We start from the raw sequence: 16,804 nt of genomic DNA on the forward strand, positions 1-16,804 counted from the left end.
GACCAAGGCGACCGTGCCCCACCAGGACCGTGCCGAAGCGGCGCGTCAGCGTCCGGTGCGGCGGGCCTCGGCGGACGCGTAGAGGCAGACCGTCGCTGCCATGGCGAGGTTGAGCGACTCGGCGGCACCGTAGATCGGCACCCTGACGACGTCGTCGCAGGCGTCGCGGATCTCGGCCGGCAGGCCCCACGCCTCGTTGCCCATGACCCACGCGTGTGTGCGGTGCAGGTCGGTGTCGTGCAGCAGCGTCGTGCCCGCGCCGTCGGCGGCGAGCAGCGCGACGCCGCGGGAGCGCAGGGCCTCGAGGATCTCCGGAACGGGCACGCCCACGACGACCGGCAGGTGCCAGAGCGAGCCGACGGTCGAGCGGACGACCTTGGCGTTGTAGACGTCGACGCTGGCGTCGCTGACGACGACGGCGTCGGCACCCGCGGAGTCGGCGCCCCGGATGACGGTGCCGGCGTTCCCGGGGTCGCGCACGTTCGTCAGCACGCAGACGAACCCGCCGTCGGGCACCCGGTCGAGCGCCTCGTCCAAGGGGACGTCGACGGTCAGGCAGACCGCGGCCAGGCCCTGCGGCGACTCGGTGTCGCACATGGCGGCGAGCACCTCGGGGCTCACCTCGTGGACCCACAGGTCGGCAGCGCGGGCGGCCGCGAGGATGTCCGCGTGCCTTTGCGCCGCGTCCGGCGTGACGTAGACGTCGCGGACGGCGCCGGGCCGGTGGGCGACGGCCTCGCGGACCGCCTGGGGACCCTCGGCGAGGAACTGGCCGGTGCGTTCACGCACGGAGCGCCGGGACAACGCCCGGACCGCCTTGACCCGATCGGATCGGGTGTTGGTCAGCACGGGGTGTCCCGGCGCTCGGGTGCGCTGCGGGTGACGCTCAGGCGGCGTCGCCGGCCTTGTCGGCCGTAGCGGGGACGTTGGCCCGCGAGAGCTCGACGAGGGTGGCGAAGGCCGGCGCGTCGTTGACGGCGAGGTCGGCGAGGATCTTGCGGTCGACCTCGACACCGGCGGCCTTGAGGCCCTGCATGAACCGGTTGTAGGTCATGCCGTTGGCGCGGGCCGCGGCGTTGATGCGCTGGATCCAGAGGCGACGGAAGTCACCCTTCTTGGCGCGACGGTCACGGTAGGCGTAGCCCAGCGAGTGGGTGACCTGCTCCTTGGCCTTGCGGTAGAGACGCGACCGCTGACCGCGGTAACCGCTCGCGCGCTCGAGAACGACGCGACGCTTCTTCTGGGCGTTGACCGCCCGCTTCACGCGTGCCACGTGAACACTCCTTCTTTACTGGAACACACTGAGGTGTTGCTGGCCTGACCGAGACGTCCCGGCTGCTCAGCGGATGCTGTGGGGGTCTCGGCTCACTTGCCGAGGAGCTTCTTGACCTTCTTGGCGTCCGGGGCGGAGACCTGGACGTCGTTCGCGATGGAACGCATCTTCTTGCTCGACTTGTGCTCGAGCAGGTGGCGGCCGCCGGCCTGCTCTCGCATGACCTTGCCGGTGCCGGTGAGGCGGAAACGCTTCTTCGCACCGCTGTGCGTCTTCATCTTCGGCATGGTGGCCGATCTCCTTCGTGTTGCGTGCGTACGTGAGGCGTACGTCGTCCGTGGTGCGGCAGGCTCGGGGAGCCCGCCGGGGAGTCCGGACCGCCGGTCACTCGGCGGCGGCGGTCTCGGTGGTCTGTTCGGGGGTGTGCTCGGGGGTGTGCTCGGTCGTCTGCTCGCCGGCCTGCTCGGCCTGCGGGGCGACCTCACCCTCGGCGCCGGCCGGGGTGGTGGTGCGGGCCCGGCGCTGCTCGGCGCGGGCCTCGGCCTTCTTCTTGGTCGGGCCGATCACCATGATCATGTTGCGGCCGTCCTGCTTCGGTGCCGACTCGACATAGCCGAGCTCGGCGATGTCGTCGGCGAGACGCTCGAGCAGACGGCGGCCCAGCTCGGGACGGCTCTGCTCGCGACCGCGGAACATGATCGTCACCTTGACCTTGTCACCGGCCTTGAGGAACCGCTCGACGTGGCCCTTCTTCGTGCCGTAGTCGTGCGGGTCGATCTTCGGGCGGAGCTTGATCTCCTTGATGACCGTGTTGACCTGGTTCTTGCGCGCTTCCCGTGCCTTCATGGCGGCTTCGTACTTGAACTTGCCGAAGTCCATGAGCTTGGCGACCGGCGGCTTCGCCATGGGGGCCACCTCGACGAGGTCGAGGTTCGCCTCCTCGGCCAGACGCAGCGCGTCCTCGACGCGCACGATGCCGACCTGCTCGCCGTTGGGGCCAACCAGACGCACTTCCGGGACCCGGATGCGCTCGTTGATGCGAGGCTCGCTGATGTGGTGCTCCTAAGTTCGATGACTGGTGTGACCTGCAGGAACTGCTCTGCCGGCGCCTGACCCAGGACGAGAAAAAGGCTCCTCGTGAGTGCACGAGGAGCCCTGGGTTCACACGCGCGGTGTCGTCGCCGACGCCGCACGCGGCTCGACGGTGCCCACCACACACCAGTGGGGTGATCCTCCGTCGAGCAGACCTGGGACCCGGCGACCTGCTGGTCGACGCGGGTGGAAGCGAGCTTCTCTTGCACGTCGTCCGCGCTCCGGCCCGGGGGCACGATGCGTGGACGACTGGTCAGTGCTCAACAGTAGCAGCCGGAGCGCCGGGGACCGAATCGACGCCGGGGGCCAGGGCCGCGGGCTGCACCGGAGCCTCGGCGCCGGGGCGGACGCGCCGGCGTCCCCGGGGTGCGAGGGCCCCGGCGAGTGCGACGACGAGGCCGATGGCCGACACGACGAGGAAGCCCCACTGCCAGCCGCCGCGGTCGATCGCGAAGCCGGCGATCGGGGCCCCGAGCGCGGACCCGGCCGTCATCGCCGACCCGTGCCAGCCCATCATCTCGCCGCGGTGCCTCTCGGGCACCAGCCGGCTCAGCTGCTCGACGGTGGCCGTGACGGTCGGCGCGCAGAGCAGGCCGCACACGGTGACGAGGACGGCGAAGCTCGGGACGCCGGCGGCGAGGGCGACCGGTGCGGTGCTGGCCGCGAGGCCGGTGAGCAGCCAGAAGACGGAGACCGAGCGGTGCCAGGCGCCGTAGACGAGACCGCCGACGAGCGAGCCCAGGCCCCAGAGCGCGAGCACCCAGCCGATCGAGCCGGTGGAGCCGAAGCTGCGCAGCGCCGCGACGACCGAGACGTCGGTGCCGGACAGCACGAGCGTCGAGCACGCGGCCGCGAGGAGCACGGCGGCGACCGGGAGCGTGACGAAGCCGTGGATCGCCCGACGCGGCGCCGGCGCATCCCCGTCGGCATCCACGGCGTCGGTGGCGTCGGTGGCGTCGGCGCCCCCAGTGGCGGGCGCGGCCGTCAGCGGCGGGTTGACGAGCCACAGGACACACCCGGCGGCGACAGCCGCCATCTCGCAGACGAACAGCGCCCAGCCGGTCTGCCAGGAGGTCGCGAGCCAGACCCCGATCGCCGGGCCAGCCATGAAGGACAGCTCGGTGGCCGAGGAGTCGAGCGACAGGGCGGTGCGCCGCTGCTCGCTCGGCACCGACCGGATGATGACCTGGCGCAGGATCGAGAACGTCGGCACGACGAAGAGGCCGGCGAGCGCCGCGAGCCCGATGAGGGGCGCGTAGCCGACCCAGGGAGCGATCGACCAGCAGACGACCTGTACGGCGAGCGAGGGACCGACGGTGCGGCGCAGGCCGATTCGGTCGAGGAGGCGGCCGCGCCACGGACCGGAGATCGCGACGGCGATGGTCGCGGCGGCCGAGACGAGCCCGGCCGCGCCGTAGCTGCGACCGAGGCTCGTGACGACGTGCAGCGTCAGGATGACCCCACCGGCCCACATCGGCACGCGGATGAGGAAGCCGAGCAGCAGCGCGCGTCGGGTGTCGCGGTTCGCGAGCACCGGCCCGTACTTCCGGAGGTCCATGGACCAAGCCAACCACCCGCCACCGGCACGTCGCACCCGCGTTTCACACCTGCGATCCATGGGCGTCGGGGGGCGCCTCGCGCATTCCCTTGTGGCCGCCGGGCTGGAGGAGAAAGGTGGGGTCATGGCAAAGACGCCCGGCAGATCAGACCTTCCTGCGGCCCCCAGCCCCGCCTCGCCGCAGGACATCCGCAACGTCGTGCTCGTCGGCCCAGGCGGCGCCGGCAAGACGGCCCTCTTCGAGGCCCTGCTCGCGGCGCGCGTGCCCGGCCAGCGCACCAGCGGACCCGGCACCACCGACCACGTCCGCACGACGACCCTGACGACGGCCTCCTTCGACAGCGGGGGCATCGCCCTCAACCTGCTCGACACCCCCGGCTACCCCGACTTCGTCGGCGAGCTGCGCGCCGGGCTGCGGGCGGCCGACGCGGCGGTGTTCGTCGTGTCCGGCGCCGACGACATCGACCGGCCGGTCTCACTGCTCTGGCGCGAGTGCGCGGCGGTCGGCATGCCGCGGGCCGTCGTCGTCACCCACCTCGACCAGCCACGGGCCGACTTCGGCGCGACCGTCGAGACGTGCCGCCGCACCTTCGGCGACGCCCGGGCCACGCACTGGCCGGTCCTCGAGGGTGGCCAGGTCACCGGCGTCGTCGGCCTGCTCACCGGCGAGACGTCGGACGAGCACGAGGACGCCCGCAGCGCGCTCATCGAGTCGGTCATCGAGGAGTCCGAGGACGCGACGCTGCTCGACCGCTACCTCGAGGGCGAGACCCTCGACACCACGTCGCTGCTCGCCGACCTGCGCACCGCCATCGAGCTGGGCTCGTTCTTCCCGATCCTGCCGGTCTCGCCGCTGACGGGCGCCGGCGTCGAGGAGCTGCTCGGCATCATCGAGCGCGCCTTCCCCGACCCCACCGTGCACCCGCTGCCGATGGTGACCTCGCCGGCCGGCGGCCAGGTCTCCGGCGTCGCCTGCGACCCCGACGCGCCGCTCGTGGCCGAGGTCGTGCGCACGACGACCGACCCCTACGTCGGGCGGCTCTCCCTCGTGCGGATCTTCTCCGGGAGCCTCCACGTCGACGACACCGTCCACGTGTCGGGCCACCTCGGCGACTTCGTCGGGCACGAGGTGGCCGGCCACCCGGCGCACGACGACGACGAGCGCGTCGGGCCGCTCGCGTCGCCCTTCGGCGACGCGCACCGCCCGCGGGGCAACGCCATCGCCGGCGAGCTCGTCCTGGTGTCGAAGCTGACCCGGGCCGAGACCTCCGACACCCTCTCCTCCCCCGACCGCCCCGCGGTCGTCGCCCCGTGGCTGCTGCCCGAGCCGCAGCTGCCCGTCGCGATCCGCGCGGCGACGAAGTCCGACGAGGACAAGCTCGCCGGTGCACTGCAGCGGATCGTCGCCGAGGACGTCACGGTGCGCCTGGACCACTCCGTCGAGACCGACCAGGTCGTCCTCTGGACGATGGGCCAGGCCCACGTCGACGACCTCATCGCTCAGCTGGCCGACCGCTACGGCGTCACGGTCGAGGCGGAGCCCTACCGCACCGCCCTGCGCGAGACGTTCGTGCGCACCTGCTCGGTGCAGGGACGCCACGTCAAGCAGTCCGGCGGTCACGGGCAGTACGCCGTGTGCTCGATCCGCATCGAGCCGCTCCCCCGGGGCTCCGGCTTCGAGTTCGTCGACAAGGTCGTGGGCGGCTCGGTGCCACGGCAGTTCATCCCCTCGGTCGAGAAGGGGGCCCGCCACCAGCTCGAGAAGGGGCTGCTCACCGGGCACCCCGTCGTCGACGTCCGGGTGACGCTCGTCGACGGCAAGGCGCACTCGGTCGACTCCTCCGACGTCGCGTTCCAGACCGCGGCCGCCCTCGCCCTCAAGGAGGCCGCGAACGAGTCGACGATGGCGCTGCTCGAGCCGATCGACCGCGTCGACATCACCATCGCCGACGAGTACCTCGGTGCCGTCATGTCCGACCTGCGGGGCCGGCGCGGCCAGGTGCTCGGCACGGAGCCGGCGGACGCCGTCGGCGACGGCGGAGGGTGGACCGTCGTGCACGCGGAGGTCCCGGCGTCCGAGCTGTCCCGCTACCCCATCGACCTGCGCTCGGTGTCGCACGGCACCGGCTCGTTCACGCGAGAGCCGGTGCGGCACGACCTGCTGCCGGCGGACAAGGCCAAGGAGCTGTTCAAGGGCTGAGGCCGCAGCGACCGCAGCGGGTCAGGAATCGAGAAGCGCCGCAGTCCTGCTCGTGTCTACCGTGGGACCGCCCCGGGCCACCTACGCTCGGGACGGGCCGCGCCGACGACCGCGCGCGGGCACCGACGAGCAGCGACGAACTGCGACGAACACGGGGAGACACGATGGGCAACGGCACGACGACGACCGACGCGCGCACGACGGGGGCGCCGGCGTCGGTCGGGCACGCCGCCGACCGGCACGACCTCATCCGCGTCCAGGGCGCGCGGGAGAACAACCTCAAGGACGTCAGCGTCGAGATCCCGAAGCGGCGCCTCACGGTGTTCACCGGGGTGTCCGGCTCGGGCAAGAGCTCGCTCGTCTTCAGCACCATCGCCGCCGAGTCGCAGCGGATGATCAACGAGACGTACAGCACCTTCGTCCAGGGCTTCATGCCCTCGCTCGCCCGGCCCGAGGTCGACGTCATCGAGGGCATCACGACGGCGATCCTCGTCGACCAGGAGCGGATGGGGGCCAACGTCCGCTCGACCGTCGGCACCGCCACCGACGCCAACGCGATGCTCCGAGTCCTCTTCAGCCGCATCGGCGAGCCGTTCGTCGGACCGCCGACGGCCTTCGCCTTCAACGTCCCGACGCGCAAGGCGAGCGGCATCATGACCTCGGACACCGGCGAGAAGCGCATCGCGCGCAACGTCGTCTACCTCGGCGGCATGTGCCCGCAGTGCGAGGGCCGCGGCAGCGTCTCCGACCTCGACCTCACGGCCATCGTCGACGAGAGCAGGTCCCTGGTCGAGGGGGCGATCCTCGTTCCGGGCTACACGGCCGACGGCTGGATGGTGGCGGCGTACAAGGTGGCCGTGCCGCCGGACGTGCCGATCAAGGACCTCACCCCGGAGCAGCGCGAGGACTTCCTCTACGCCGAGCCGCGCAAGGTCAAGGTCGAGAAGATCAACGTCACCTTCGAGGGCCTCATCCCCAAGATCCGCAAGTCGATGTTCAGCAAGGACGTCGACTCGCTGCAGCCGCACATCAAGGCCTTCGTCGAGCGGGCCGCCGTGTTCGCCCCGTGCTCGGCCTGCGAGGGCACGCGCCTCAACGAGGCCGCACGCTCGTCGAAGATCAACGGGCAGGGCATCGCCGACGTGTGCTCGATGCAGATCACCGACGCCGCCGAGTGGGTGCGCGGGGTCAAGGACAGCTCCGTCGGGCCGCTCATCGGCAACCTGCTGCACCTCTTCGACTCGTTCGTCGAGATCGGGCTGGGCTACCTGTCGCTCGACCGCCCCGCGGGCACACTGTCGGGCGGAGAAGCCCAGCGCACCAAGATGATCCGCCACCTCGGCTCCGCGCTGACCGACGTCACGTACGTCTTCGACGAGCCGACGATCGGCCTTCACCCGCACGACATCCAGCGGATGAACAACCTCCTGCTCGAGCTGCGCGACAAGGGCAACACGGTGCTCGTCGTCGAGCACAAGCCCGAGACGATCGTCATCGGCGACCACGTCGTCGACCTCGGCCCGGGCGCCGGCACCGGCGGCGGCAGGATCTGCTTCGAGGGCGACGTCGCGGGGCTCGAGGCCTCCGACACCCTCACCGGACGGCACCTGCACTACCGGGCCCAGCTCAAGGACGACCTGCGAAAAGCCAAGGGGGCCATCGAGATCCGTGGGGCGTCGACCCACAACCTCAAGGACGTCGACGTCGACGTGCCGCTCGGGGTGCTCTGCGTCGTCACGGGCGTGGCCGGGTCGGGCAAGAGCTCGCTCATCCACGGGTCGGTGGCGGGCCGCGAGGACGTCGTCGTCATCGACCAGGGCGCCATCAAGGGCTCGCGGCGGAGCAACCCGGCCACCTACACCGGCCTGCTCGAGCCGATCCGCAAGGCGTTCGCCAAGGCCAACGGCGTCAAGCCCGCTCTCTTCAGCGCGAACTCGGAGGGCGCCTGCGAGAGCTGCAACGGCAACGGGATGATCTACACCGAGCTGAGCTTCATGGAGACCGTCGCGACGCTGTGCGAGGAGTGCGGCGGCAAGCGGTTCCAGGCGTCGGTGCTCGAGCTGACCTTCGGCGGCCTGAACATTGCCGAGGTGCTCGACCTCCCGGTCGCCGAGGCGCACGCCTTCTTCGCCGCAGGCGAGGCGAAGACCCCTGCGGCGGCGTCGATCCTGCAACGGATGGAGGACGTCGGCCTCGGCTACCTCAAGCTCGGCCAGCCGCTCAACACCCTCTCCGGCGGCGAGCGCCAGCGGCTCAAGCTCGCGATGCGGATGGGCGAGAAGGGCGGGGTCTACGTCCTCGATGAGCCGACGACCGGCCTGCACCTCGCCGACGTGGACAACCTCCTGCGCCTGCTCGACCGGCTCGTGGACGCCGGCAAGTCCGTCGTCGTCATCGAGCACCACCAGGCCGTCATGGCGCACGCCGACTGGATCATCGACCTCGGCCCGGGCGCGGGGCACGACGGTGGCACCGTCGTCTTCGAGGGCACGCCCGCCGAGCTCGTCGCGTCTCGGTCGACCCTCACCGGCCGGCACCTCGCCGACTACGTCGGGGCCTGAGCGGCGCGGCCGACCGACGCCGGACGCACGAACGGCCGGCCGGGCAGGTGCCCGGTCGGCCGTTCGTGGTGCCGCGTGACGACGCGCGGGCGTCGTCAGCTGGCCTGTGCGTGCTCGGGCTGCTCAGCGTGCTCGAGGACGCCACGGCCGGACGCCTGGGCGCGCCGCGCGTCGAGGTCGACCGGGGTGGTGTGGCGGTCGCGGGTCGGCACAGTCGGGCGGTCGGCGGCGGGGTCGGCCTGCGCAAGGTAGAGCAGGTCGGTCGAGATGCGGTCGAGGTCGCGGTCGGCGGCCGGCCGGAGCAGGCCGGCGAGGTGGCCGCGGCGCTGCGTGGCGGCCATGGACCGGAGGGAGGAGAGGGAGGCGCGGGAGAGGAGGCGTGTCGTCATGCCTCCATGATCCAACCCTTAACTATTCAGCACAAGCGATGTTTGCTACACAAACCTTAAGTCTCGCTGTACTGTCAGATGGTGCTCGACACCCACCGCATCCGCGTCTTCCGGTCGGTCATGGCCAGCGGCTCGATCCAGGCCGCCGCAGACAACCTCGGCTTCACGCCCTCGGCCATCAGCCAGCAGATCTCGGCGCTCCAGAAGGAGACCGGACTGACCCTCTTCGCGCGCGAGGGCCGGGGCCTGACGCCCACCGCCGCAGCCCGCGCGCTCGTCGCCAACACCAACGAGCTGATGGGCCAGCTGACGCGGCTCGACGGCGTTGTCGCCGACCTGCGCGAGGGACGCTCGGACCGCCTCACCATCGGCTACTTCGCCTCGGCGGGTGCCGAGTGGATGCCGATCCTCGCGCGGCGCCTCACGACCGAGCTGCCCGACCTCACCCTCGAGCTCGTCCTCACCGAGGCCCCCGACCACGCCGGCCCGACGCCCGACCTCGACATCGTCGTCGACGTCGCCGGCGCCACCGACCCGCAGGGCTCGCGGCGGGTGCCGCTCACCGTCGACCCGTACGTCGCCGTGCTGCCCGCCGACCACCCGCTCGCCGGCGAGGACGAGGTCGGCCTCGCTCAGCTCGCGAGCGACACCTGGATCCGCAACGACCTGCCCAACACGGCCTGCTCGCGGATCCTGTCCAGCGCCTGCGAGGCCGCCGGCTTCCGGCCGCGGTTCGCGGTCCAGGCCCAGGACCACTACACGGCGATCGCGTTCGTCAAGGCGGGCGTCGGCATCACGGTCGTGCCGCAGCTGGCCGCGCACGTCGTCCCGAAGGACGTCGCCGTGCTCCCCCTGGCCGCGCCCCGCCCGGTGCGACGCATCGCCGCCGTCGTGCGCGACCCCGCGGGCAACGCCGCCGCGGGCCGCGCCGTCGAGCTGCTCCAGGAGCTCATCGGCTGACAGGACGCGCGAGGGCCCGACGCGTCGGTGCGACGCATCGGGCCCTCGGCCGCTCACTCGCGTTCGTCAGAGGCGGACGAGCATCTTGCCGGTGTTCTCGCCCCGCAGGACGCCGAGGAAGGCGTCGACGGCGTGGTCGATGCCGTCCGCGAAGGTCTCGCGGGTCGTCAGGGTGCCGTCGGCGAGCCAGCCGGCCGCCTTCTTGGCGTACTCCCCGGCGAGGTCCCAGTGGTCGCCCACGAGGAAGCCGGTGATGGTGCCGCGCGTCTGGATGAGGCGGGCGAGGTTGCGCGGGCCGGGGGCCGGCTCGGTGTTGTTGTAGACCGAGATCGCGCCACAGATCGCGATGCGTCCGCCGAGGCGCAGCGAGCCGATGGCGGCCTCCAGGTGGTCACCGCCGACGTTGTCGAAGTAGACGTCGATGCCCTCCGGGGCGGCCTCGCGCAGCAGGTCCGAGACGCGTCCGTCCTTGTAGTTGAACGCGGCGTCGAAGCCGAGGTCCTCGATGAGGTGGCGCACCTTCTCCTGGGAGCCCGCGCTGCCGATGACGCGGCTCGCACCGAGCGCCTTGGCGACCTGGCCGACGACGCTGCCGACGGCCCCGGCGGCGCCCGAGACGAAGACGACGTCACCCTCCTTGAGGCCGGCGACCCGCGTCAGGCCGGCATAGGCGGTGAGGCCGGTCATGCCGAGGACGCCGAGGTAGGCCGACGCCGGGGCGATCGTCGTGTCGACGACGCGGACGGCCGACGCGTCGACGACGGCGACCTCGCGCCAGCCGAGGCCGTGCAGCACGTGGTCACCGACGGCGACGCCCTCGGCGCGCGACTCCTCCACGACGCCGACCGCTCCCCCGTGCATCGCCTCGCCGAGCGCGTAGGGCTCGGCGTAGGACTTCGCGTCGCTCATCCGGCCGCGCATGTACGGGTCGACCGACATGACGACGTTGCGCACGCGCACCCGGCCCTCACCGAGCTCGGGCAGCTCGCTGGCGACGACCTCGAAGTTCTCGGGCGTCGGCCAGCCGACAGGGCGGGACACGAGGCGCACCTCGCGGGGTGCGGTCGTGCCGGCGGTGGTGGAGGTGGTGGCGGGGGTGGTGGTGCTGTCGATCATCGGGTCTCCTTGTCGTGCAGTGGTTCTCGTGGAGGGGTCGGACTGGTGGGGTGTCGGGCTGGAGGGGTGGTGGCCTTCAGCTGACGCGCAGCTCGACGGGGATGTTGCCGCGGGTCGCGTTGCTGTACGGGCACACCTCGTGGGCGCGATCGACGAGCTCGCGGCCGAGGTCGGCGTCGAGGCCGTCGGGCAGCTCGACGTCGAGGACGACGCCGAGCGAGAAGCCCTGCCCGGGCGTGCCGGACAGGCTGACGTCGGCCGTGACCGCGGCGTCGAAGCCCTCGACCCGACGCTGGCGGGCCACGAGGCCGAGCGCGCTCGCGAAGCATGCGGCGTACCCGGCGGCGAACAGCTGCTCGGGGTTGGTGCCCTCCCCGCTGCCGCCGAGCTCGCGCGGCGCGGCGAGCATGACGTCGAGGCGGCCGTCGGAGGTGACGGCGCGGCCCTCGCGGCCGGACGCGGTGGCCGAGGCGAGATAGCGGGCCTGCTGGGTGGGCGCGGCGGTGGTGGTCATCGGGTTCCTTCGGTCGAGTCAGGTTGTCAGCAATTCAATTGTGCGCAATTGAATAGTAGACTGGATCCATGGCTCGCACCACTTCACCCCCGGACGACCTCCGTCTCGAGCAGCAGATCTGCTACGCGATGCACACCACGGTGCGCGCCTTCGACGCCGTCTACCGGGCGCTGCTCGCCGAGCACGGCCTGTCCTACCCGCAGTACATCGCCCTCATGGCCCTCGGCGAGCACGGACGGGTCACCGTCGGCGACCTCGGCCGCCTCATGCGCCTCGACTCCGGCACCCTGTCCCCCCTGCTCAAGCGGATGCAGGCCGCCGGCCTCGTCGTGCGCGAGCGGGACCCCGAGGACGAACGACGCGTCGTCGTCGGCCTCACGACCACGGGCCGCGAGCGCCTCGACGCCCTCACCGGGCTGCCGACGACCATCGCCGAGCGCAGCGGTCTGACCCACGCCGAGATGCTCGAGCTGCACCGCGTGCTACGCACCGTCTCCGAGCGGCTCGACGCCGTCGCGGCCGAGGCGTCGGCCCCCGCCCCCGTCAGGGGATGAGGACCGAGACGGCGTGGATGAGCACGCCGATGAGGCCGCCGACGAGGGTGCCGTTGATCCGGATGAACTGGAGGTCACGGCCCACCTGGAGCTCGACGCGCTCGGCGGTCTCCTTGCCGTCCCAGCGGTCGATGGTCGCGCTGATGACCTGGGTGACCTCGGTGCCGTACCGCTCGACGGCGTAGACCGTCGCGTCGCAGATCCGGGCGTCGATGCGGTCGCGGACCGCCTTGTCCGCGAGCAGGCGCTCGGCGAGCCCGGTGACCTCCTTGACGGCCCGGGTGCGCACCGGCCCGTCCCCGTCCTCGAGCGCCGCGACGACGACGGACCGCAGTGAGGACCACAGCGCCATCGCGGTGTCGGGCACCTGGGGGTGCGACAGGAGGCGCTCCTTGAGCCGCTCGGCCTTGGCCTGCGTGACGGGGTCGTGCTGGAGGTCGTCGGCGAGGTCGACGAGCAGCTTGTCGAGCGCCTGGCGCACGTCGTGCCGAGGGTCGTTGCGGATGTCCGCGAGCCACTTGAGGGCCTCGGTGTGCACCTTGCGGGCGACGAGGTCGTTGATCGCGTCGGGCACCCACGCGGGGGCCCGCTGGGTGATGAGCGACTCGAAGAGGTCCTCGTTGTCGACGAGCCACACCCGCAGCTCGTCGAGGGCGAGGTCGACGAGGGCCACGTGGGCCTCGTCGCGCACGACCTGGTCGAGCAGGCCCCCGGCGAGCGAGCTGATCGGCTCCTGCTTGAGCCGGGGCAGGACGGCCTGCTCGATGACGGCGCGGACGTCGGCGTCGGGGATCCGGTGCAGGGCGTGCACCGTGACCGTCGCGACCTCGTCGACGAGCCGCTTGGCGTGGCCCGGGCCGAGGACCCACTCGGCCGCACGACGCGTCGGCTCGGCGTCGAGCACGCGCTCGCGGATGATGTCCTCGCGCATGAAGTTCTCGCTGACGAACTCCTCGAGGCTCTTGCCGATCATCTCCTTCTTGCGCGGGATGAGCGCCGTGTGCGGGATCGGCAGACCGAGCGGGTGGCGGAAGATCGCGGTGACGGCGAACCAGTCAGCGCACGCGCCGACCATCGAGGCCTCGGCGCCGGCGTTGACGAAGCCGAGCACTCCGTCGTCGTGGCCGCGCGTCAGCAGGTAGACGATGGCCGCGAAGACGAGCAGGCCCGTGGCGACGAGCCGCATCTGCCGCAGGTCGTGGCGGCGCTGGGCGTCGAGGGCGGGGTCGACCATGAACCCCAGGGGTCCGCTCGGGGTCTGCACTCGTTCGGGCACGGCCCTCCCCTCCCTGCTGACGCTGCGTGATGCTGCCTGTCGCTGCTCCTACCCCTCCGAACGCGCGAGCACCCGCCGACGCTCCCGGGACCGGGGGCCGACGCGTCGCTCAGCCCGCGGGCTCGAGCGCGAACGTCAGGGCATCGATCCTCGCACGCGTCTCGCCGTCGGTGGCGATGCGCTCGCCGATGCGCGTCGCGACGGCTCCGACCTCGTCGGCGCCGAGGCCCGCGCGCAGGGCGAGGACGACGCGCAGGACGCCGGCCCCGGCGGGGTCCCCCGCCTCGAGGCGGTGGCCGGCGACGGCCTCCTCGGAGGCGACGGCGGCCGCCACGGCGGCAGCGACGTGCGCGTCGGCGTGGCTCGGGACCCACGGACGCTGCTGGGCCAGCGCCCAGAGCATGCTCGGGCGCAGCACCGTGGCGCGCGGTGAGGCCACGTCGACGACGAGCACCTGGCACTCCTCGGTGATGGCCGCCCGTGCGGCCGACGACGCCGGTACGGGCACCGGGCGCGCCGTGGGGTCCCACTCGGCGAGGCTGGCGAGCGAGGTGAACATCGGTAGGGCGCGCGAGCCGTCCGGGGCCGTCAGGGTCACCGCGGCCATGTCGCTGCGGGTGTCGGCCGCGTGCTCGCCCGACTCGTCGACCTCCGTGGCGACGGCGACGACGGGCACGAGCCAGCGGGCTGCCGCGACCGCGGCGACGAGCGCCTCCTCGGTCTCGGGCGTCGGGGCGGAGTGCAGGGCCTCGACGGCCGCGAGCACGGCGGCGTCGGCCTCCCCGGTGTCGCCGGAGAAGCCGTGGCTGGGGATCGACTTGCCCTCCCAGGCCTGACCGGCGGAGTCGGCCGGGCGGCCCTCGGCGTCGTGGAAGGCGCCGGGTGCCTCGCTCACGAGCGGGCCTCCGGGCGACCCGCCACCTCGAGCGCCTCCGGGAGCGTGAACGCGCCCCGGTAGAGGGCCGAGCCGACGATGGCGCCCTCGACGCCTGCCCCGACGAGGCCACGGATCGCCGTGATGTCCTCGAGCGTCGACACGCCGCCACTCGCGACGACGGGTCGCTCGGTCCGCGCGCACACCTCGCGGAGCAGGTCGGTGTTCGGGCCCTGGAGCATGCCGTCCTTCTGCACGTCGGTGACGACGTACCGGGCGCAGCCCTCGCGGTCGAGCCGGTCGAGCACCTCCCAGAGGTCGCCGCCGTCACGGGTCCATCCCCGGGCCGCGAGCGTCGTGCCGCGCACGTCGAGCCCGATGGCGACGCGGTCGCCGTGCTCGGCGATGACCGACGCTGTCCACTCCGGGTTCTCCAGCGCCGCCGTGCCGATGTTGACGCGGCGGCAGCCGGTGGCGAGGGCAGCCTCGAGCGTGGCGGTGTCACGGATGCCGCCGGAGAGCTCGACCCGCAGGTCGAGGCGCCCGACGATCGAGGCGATGAGGTCGTGGTTGGTGCCCCGACCGAACGCAGCGTCGAGGTCGACGAGGTGGATCCACTCGGCGCCCTGGTCCTGCCAGGCCTTCGCGGCCTCCCACGGGTCGCCGAACTCGCCACCGCTGCCGGCGACGCCCTGGACGAGCTGGACGGCCCGGCCGCCCGCGATGTCGACGGCGGGCAGCAGCTCGAGTCGGGGGTGGGCGGCGGTGTGCTGGCCGGTCATCGGTCGACTCCTCGGGTCGGTCACGACGGTCGTGGTCGTGGTCGGTCGGCAGGTGTCGTCGGGGGCCTCGCGCCGCCCGACGTGCGACCACCGAGTATGCCGTGTGATGGCGGGGGGCCTCCCCCGCGTGTCGGTCCGTGGATCCCCGAGCAGACTCACGGCGGCGCCGCCTCGTACCGTTCCGCGCGTGCCCCGACATGGCGTCTGGTACACCGGGAAGAGTCCGATCCTCGCGACGCACGGGAGCCGACATGGATCCACTTCCGCAGGTGGCCGGCCGGCCGATGGTCACCGACGGCGGGCTCGAGACCGACCTCATCTTCAACCACGGGGTCGAGCTCCGGGAGTTCGCCGCCTACCCGTTGCTCGACGACGCAACCGGCCGTGGGCTGCTCACGACGTACTACGACGCCTACGCGTCCGTCGCAGCACGAGCAGGAGCCGGGCTGCTCCTCGAGTCACCGACGTGGCGGGCCAACCCCGACTGGGGTGCACGGCTCGGCCACACCCCCTCCGACCTGGCGCGAGCCGACACGGACGCCATCGACCTGCTCCGCAGTCTCGGTCGCCGGTATGCCGACGAGCACGGCCTTCGAGACGTCGCCGTCGTGGGGGTGGTGGGTCCGCGCGGAGACGGCTACCGCAGCGCCGGTGCACCGAGCCCGGCCGAGGCCGCCGACTACCACCGCGCCCAGGTGGCGGCGTTCGCCGAGGCGGGCGCCGACCTCGTCACGGCCTACACGCTCACGACGGCGGGCGAGGCGGTCGGGATCTCACAGGCGTGCCGCGAGCTGGAGCTGCCCGTGGCGATCTCGTTCACCGTCGAGGTCGACGGCCGGCTGCCCGACGGGTCGACGCTCGCGGCCGCGATCGCCACGGTCGACGAGCAGGCGGCCCCCGACTACTACCTCGTCAACTGCGCCCACCCGGAGCACGTGCTCGCTGCTCTGGCGACCGATGGCGGTGACGACGGGATCGACTGGCGCAGCAGGATGCTCGGTCTGCGCTACAACGCGTCGACACGCAGCCATGCGGAGCTCGACGAGGCCGACGACCTCGACGCGGGCGACCTCCACGCGATCTCGGCAGGACACGACCGAGTGGTGGGACAGCTGCCGGGTGTGACGGTCGTCGGCGGGTGCTGTGGCACCGACGCCTCCCACGTGGCCCACCTCTGGGGCGTGGGCCGAGACCTCGGTGGAGACGCCCCCACGACCTGAGCGACGTCGCGTACCCGGGGTCATGTCCCCGGCGCCACGGGCGGGCCGCTCGCTGCCGGCGGCTCCGTCGCAGGAGGCGTGGCCGGCTCACTTGCGCCGCTCGCCGCCTCAGGCGCGGGGTCGGGGCCTCGTGCGCCGGTGGTGAGCTCGGCACGGTGGCGCCACAGCACGTAGCCGAGTCCGAGGACGACCACGACGACCAGCAGGCCGATGCGGGCCGGCCACGACAGGTCGAGCAGGGTGGTGACGGCGAGCGTGCCGAGGGCGGCACCGACCGTCGTCGGCAGTCCCGGGCGGGTGCCCCGGCGCGTCGCGCCCGTGCCGGTCGTGCGCGTCGTGCGCCGACGCGTCGAGGCGGCGCGTCGCGTGCCGCTGGACGTGCGCTTCGGCGTCTTCCTCGTCGCCACGGTGGACCTCCTCGTCCGCCCGGGTCGG

17 protein-coding genes are annotated in these 16,804 nt (G+C 72.6%); 5 read left to right on the top strand and 12 right to left on the bottom strand.

The genetic code is table 11. The features are described from left to right. Nucleotides 1-45 precede the first annotated feature (45 nt). The 5 genes from RY076_RS21135 to RY076_RS21155 all read right to left on the bottom strand — a co-directional run bounded on the left by RY076_RS21135 (nt 46) and on the right by RY076_RS21155 (nt 3,923). Complete coding sequence (locus RY076_RS21135; RefSeq protein ID WP_323101466.1) at nt 46-849, bottom strand: TrmH family RNA methyltransferase; 804 nt, start codon at nt 847-849, stop codon at nt 46-48. A 37-nt stretch (nt 850-886) separates the two neighbouring features. Continuing rightward, nucleotides 887-1,273, bottom strand: a complete 387-nt coding sequence (gene rplT / locus RY076_RS21140; protein ID WP_323101469.1) for a 50S ribosomal protein L20 — start codon at nt 1,271-1,273, stop codon at nt 887-889. A 92-nt stretch (nt 1,274-1,365) separates the two neighbouring features. Further along, complete coding sequence (rpmI, locus tag RY076_RS21145; RefSeq protein ID WP_323101470.1) at nt 1,366-1,560, bottom strand: 50S ribosomal protein L35; 195 nt, start codon at nt 1,558-1,560, stop codon at nt 1,366-1,368. 97 nt (nt 1,561-1,657) lie between these two features. Continuing rightward, entirely contained in the window at nt 1,658-2,326 is a 669-nt protein-coding gene (infC, locus tag RY076_RS21150) for a translation initiation factor IF-3 (RefSeq protein WP_323101680.1), read from the bottom strand. Nucleotides 2,327-2,618: 292 nt separating this feature from the next. Further along, complete coding sequence (locus RY076_RS21155; protein WP_323101472.1) at nt 2,619-3,923, bottom strand: MFS transporter; 1,305 nt, start codon at nt 3,921-3,923, stop codon at nt 2,619-2,621. A gap of 124 nt (nt 3,924-4,047) precedes the next feature. Here RY076_RS21155 and RY076_RS21160 point away from each other — a divergent pair, with 124 nt between their 5' ends. Together RY076_RS21160 and RY076_RS21165 are read left to right on the top strand one after the other, a co-directional pair. Then, nucleotides 4,048-6,123, top strand: coding sequence for an elongation factor G-like protein EF-G2 (locus RY076_RS21160; protein WP_323101474.1), 2,076 nt, complete (start codon nt 4,048-4,050; stop codon nt 6,121-6,123). Between the two features lie 164 nt (nt 6,124-6,287). After that, nucleotides 6,288-8,684 (top strand): excinuclease ABC subunit UvrA, encoded by a 2,397-nt coding sequence (locus RY076_RS21165; RefSeq protein WP_323101476.1) that lies wholly within the window; start codon nt 6,288-6,290, stop codon nt 8,682-8,684. Between the two features lie 95 nt (nt 8,685-8,779). Here the strand turns inward: RY076_RS21165 and RY076_RS21170 are convergent, their stop codons facing one another. Continuing rightward, nucleotides 8,780-9,073, bottom strand: a complete 294-nt coding sequence (locus RY076_RS21170; protein ID WP_323101478.1) for a hypothetical protein — start codon at nt 9,071-9,073, stop codon at nt 8,780-8,782. A gap of 78 nt (nt 9,074-9,151) precedes the next feature. On the opposite strand from RY076_RS21170, the gene RY076_RS21175 reads away from it, so the two are divergent. Then, complete coding sequence (locus RY076_RS21175; protein ID WP_323101479.1) at nt 9,152-10,033, top strand: LysR family transcriptional regulator; 882 nt, start codon at nt 9,152-9,154, stop codon at nt 10,031-10,033. 66 nt (nt 10,034-10,099) lie between these two features. Here RY076_RS21175 and RY076_RS21180 read toward each other — a convergent pair whose 3' ends face one another. Beyond that, nucleotides 10,100-11,149, bottom strand: coding sequence for an NADP-dependent oxidoreductase (locus RY076_RS21180; protein ID WP_323101482.1), 1,050 nt, complete (start codon nt 11,147-11,149; stop codon nt 10,100-10,102). Between the two features lie 76 nt (nt 11,150-11,225). Beyond that, entirely contained in the window at nt 11,226-11,663 is a 438-nt protein-coding gene (locus RY076_RS21185; protein ID WP_323101485.1) for an organic hydroperoxide resistance protein, read from the bottom strand. Between the two features lie 68 nt (nt 11,664-11,731). On the opposite strand from RY076_RS21185, the gene RY076_RS21190 reads away from it, so the two are divergent. Continuing rightward, nucleotides 11,732-12,217, top strand: a complete 486-nt coding sequence (locus RY076_RS21190) for a MarR family winged helix-turn-helix transcriptional regulator (protein ID WP_323101487.1) — start codon at nt 11,732-11,734, stop codon at nt 12,215-12,217. Here the strand turns inward: RY076_RS21190 and RY076_RS21195 are convergent. The 3 genes from RY076_RS21195 to priA form a co-directional block, all read right to left on the bottom strand. Further along, nucleotides 12,207-13,493, bottom strand: a complete 1,287-nt coding sequence (locus RY076_RS21195; RefSeq protein ID WP_323101489.1) for a DUF445 domain-containing protein — start codon at nt 13,491-13,493, stop codon at nt 12,207-12,209. The two genes, RY076_RS21190 and RY076_RS21195, sit on opposite strands and share 11 nt — an antisense overlap. A 109-nt stretch (nt 13,494-13,602) precedes the next feature. Beyond that, nucleotides 13,603-14,388 carry an SseB family protein gene (locus tag RY076_RS21200; RefSeq protein ID WP_323101492.1) on the bottom strand — a complete coding sequence of 262 codons (786 nt, stop codon included), beginning with the start codon at nt 14,386-14,388 and terminating at the stop codon, nt 13,603-13,605. Next, nucleotides 14,385-15,149, bottom strand: coding sequence for a bifunctional 1-(5-phosphoribosyl)-5-((5-phosphoribosylamino)methylideneamino)imidazole-4-carboxamide isomerase/phosphoribosylanthranilate isomerase PriA (gene priA / locus RY076_RS21205; protein ID WP_323101494.1), 765 nt, complete (start codon nt 15,147-15,149; stop codon nt 14,385-14,387). The genes RY076_RS21200 and priA overlap by 4 nt, the downstream gene beginning before the upstream one ends. A gap of 251 nt (nt 15,150-15,400) precedes the next feature. Between priA and RY076_RS21210 the strand changes: the two genes are divergently transcribed. After that, nucleotides 15,401-16,369, top strand: coding sequence for a homocysteine S-methyltransferase family protein (locus tag RY076_RS21210; RefSeq protein WP_323101498.1), 969 nt, complete (start codon nt 15,401-15,403; stop codon nt 16,367-16,369). Nucleotides 16,370-16,389: 20 nt separating this feature from the next. Here the strand turns inward: RY076_RS21210 and RY076_RS21215 are convergent, their stop codons facing one another. After that, nucleotides 16,390-16,776 (bottom strand): hypothetical protein, encoded by a 387-nt coding sequence (locus RY076_RS21215; RefSeq protein ID WP_323101500.1) that lies wholly within the window; start codon nt 16,774-16,776, stop codon nt 16,390-16,392. Nucleotides 16,777-16,804: the final 28 nt, after the last annotated feature.

Source organism: Intrasporangium zincisolvens (assembly GCF_034724055.1).
Taxonomy (GTDB): Bacteria; Actinomycetota; Actinomycetes; order Actinomycetales; family Dermatophilaceae; genus Monashia; species Monashia zincisolvens.

What these genes read in the sequence shown, in the direction of transcription:
- rpmI (WP_323101470.1), bottom strand. Translation starts at nt 1,560, where the DNA reads ATGCCGAAGATGAAGACGCACAGCGGTGCGAAGAAGCGTTTCCGCCTC.
- RY076_RS21155 (WP_323101472.1), bottom strand. Translation starts at nt 3,923, where the DNA reads ATGGACCTCCGGAAGTACGGGCCGGTGCTCGCGAACCGCGACACCCGA.
- RY076_RS21160 (WP_323101474.1), top strand. Translation starts at nt 4,048, where the DNA reads ATGGCAAAGACGCCCGGCAGATCAGACCTTCCTGCGGCCCCCAGCCCC.
- RY076_RS21165 (WP_323101476.1), top strand. Translation starts at nt 6,288, where the DNA reads ATGGGCAACGGCACGACGACGACCGACGCGCGCACGACGGGGGCGCCG.
- RY076_RS21170 (WP_323101478.1), bottom strand. Translation starts at nt 9,073, where the DNA reads ATGACGACACGCCTCCTCTCCCGCGCCTCCCTCTCCTCCCTCCGGTCC.
- RY076_RS21175 (WP_323101479.1), top strand. Translation starts at nt 9,152, where the DNA reads ATGGTGCTCGACACCCACCGCATCCGCGTCTTCCGGTCGGTCATGGCC.
- RY076_RS21180 (WP_323101482.1), bottom strand. Translation starts at nt 11,149, where the DNA reads ATGATCGACAGCACCACCACCCCCGCCACCACCTCCACCACCGCCGGC.
- RY076_RS21185 (WP_323101485.1), bottom strand. Translation starts at nt 11,663, where the DNA reads ATGACCACCACCGCCGCGCCCACCCAGCAGGCCCGCTATCTCGCCTCG.
- RY076_RS21190 (WP_323101487.1), top strand. Translation starts at nt 11,732, where the DNA reads ATGGCTCGCACCACTTCACCCCCGGACGACCTCCGTCTCGAGCAGCAG.
- priA (WP_323101494.1), bottom strand. Translation starts at nt 15,149, where the DNA reads ATGACCGGCCAGCACACCGCCGCCCACCCCCGACTCGAGCTGCTGCCC.
- RY076_RS21210 (WP_323101498.1), top strand. Translation starts at nt 15,401, where the DNA reads ATGGATCCACTTCCGCAGGTGGCCGGCCGGCCGATGGTCACCGACGGC.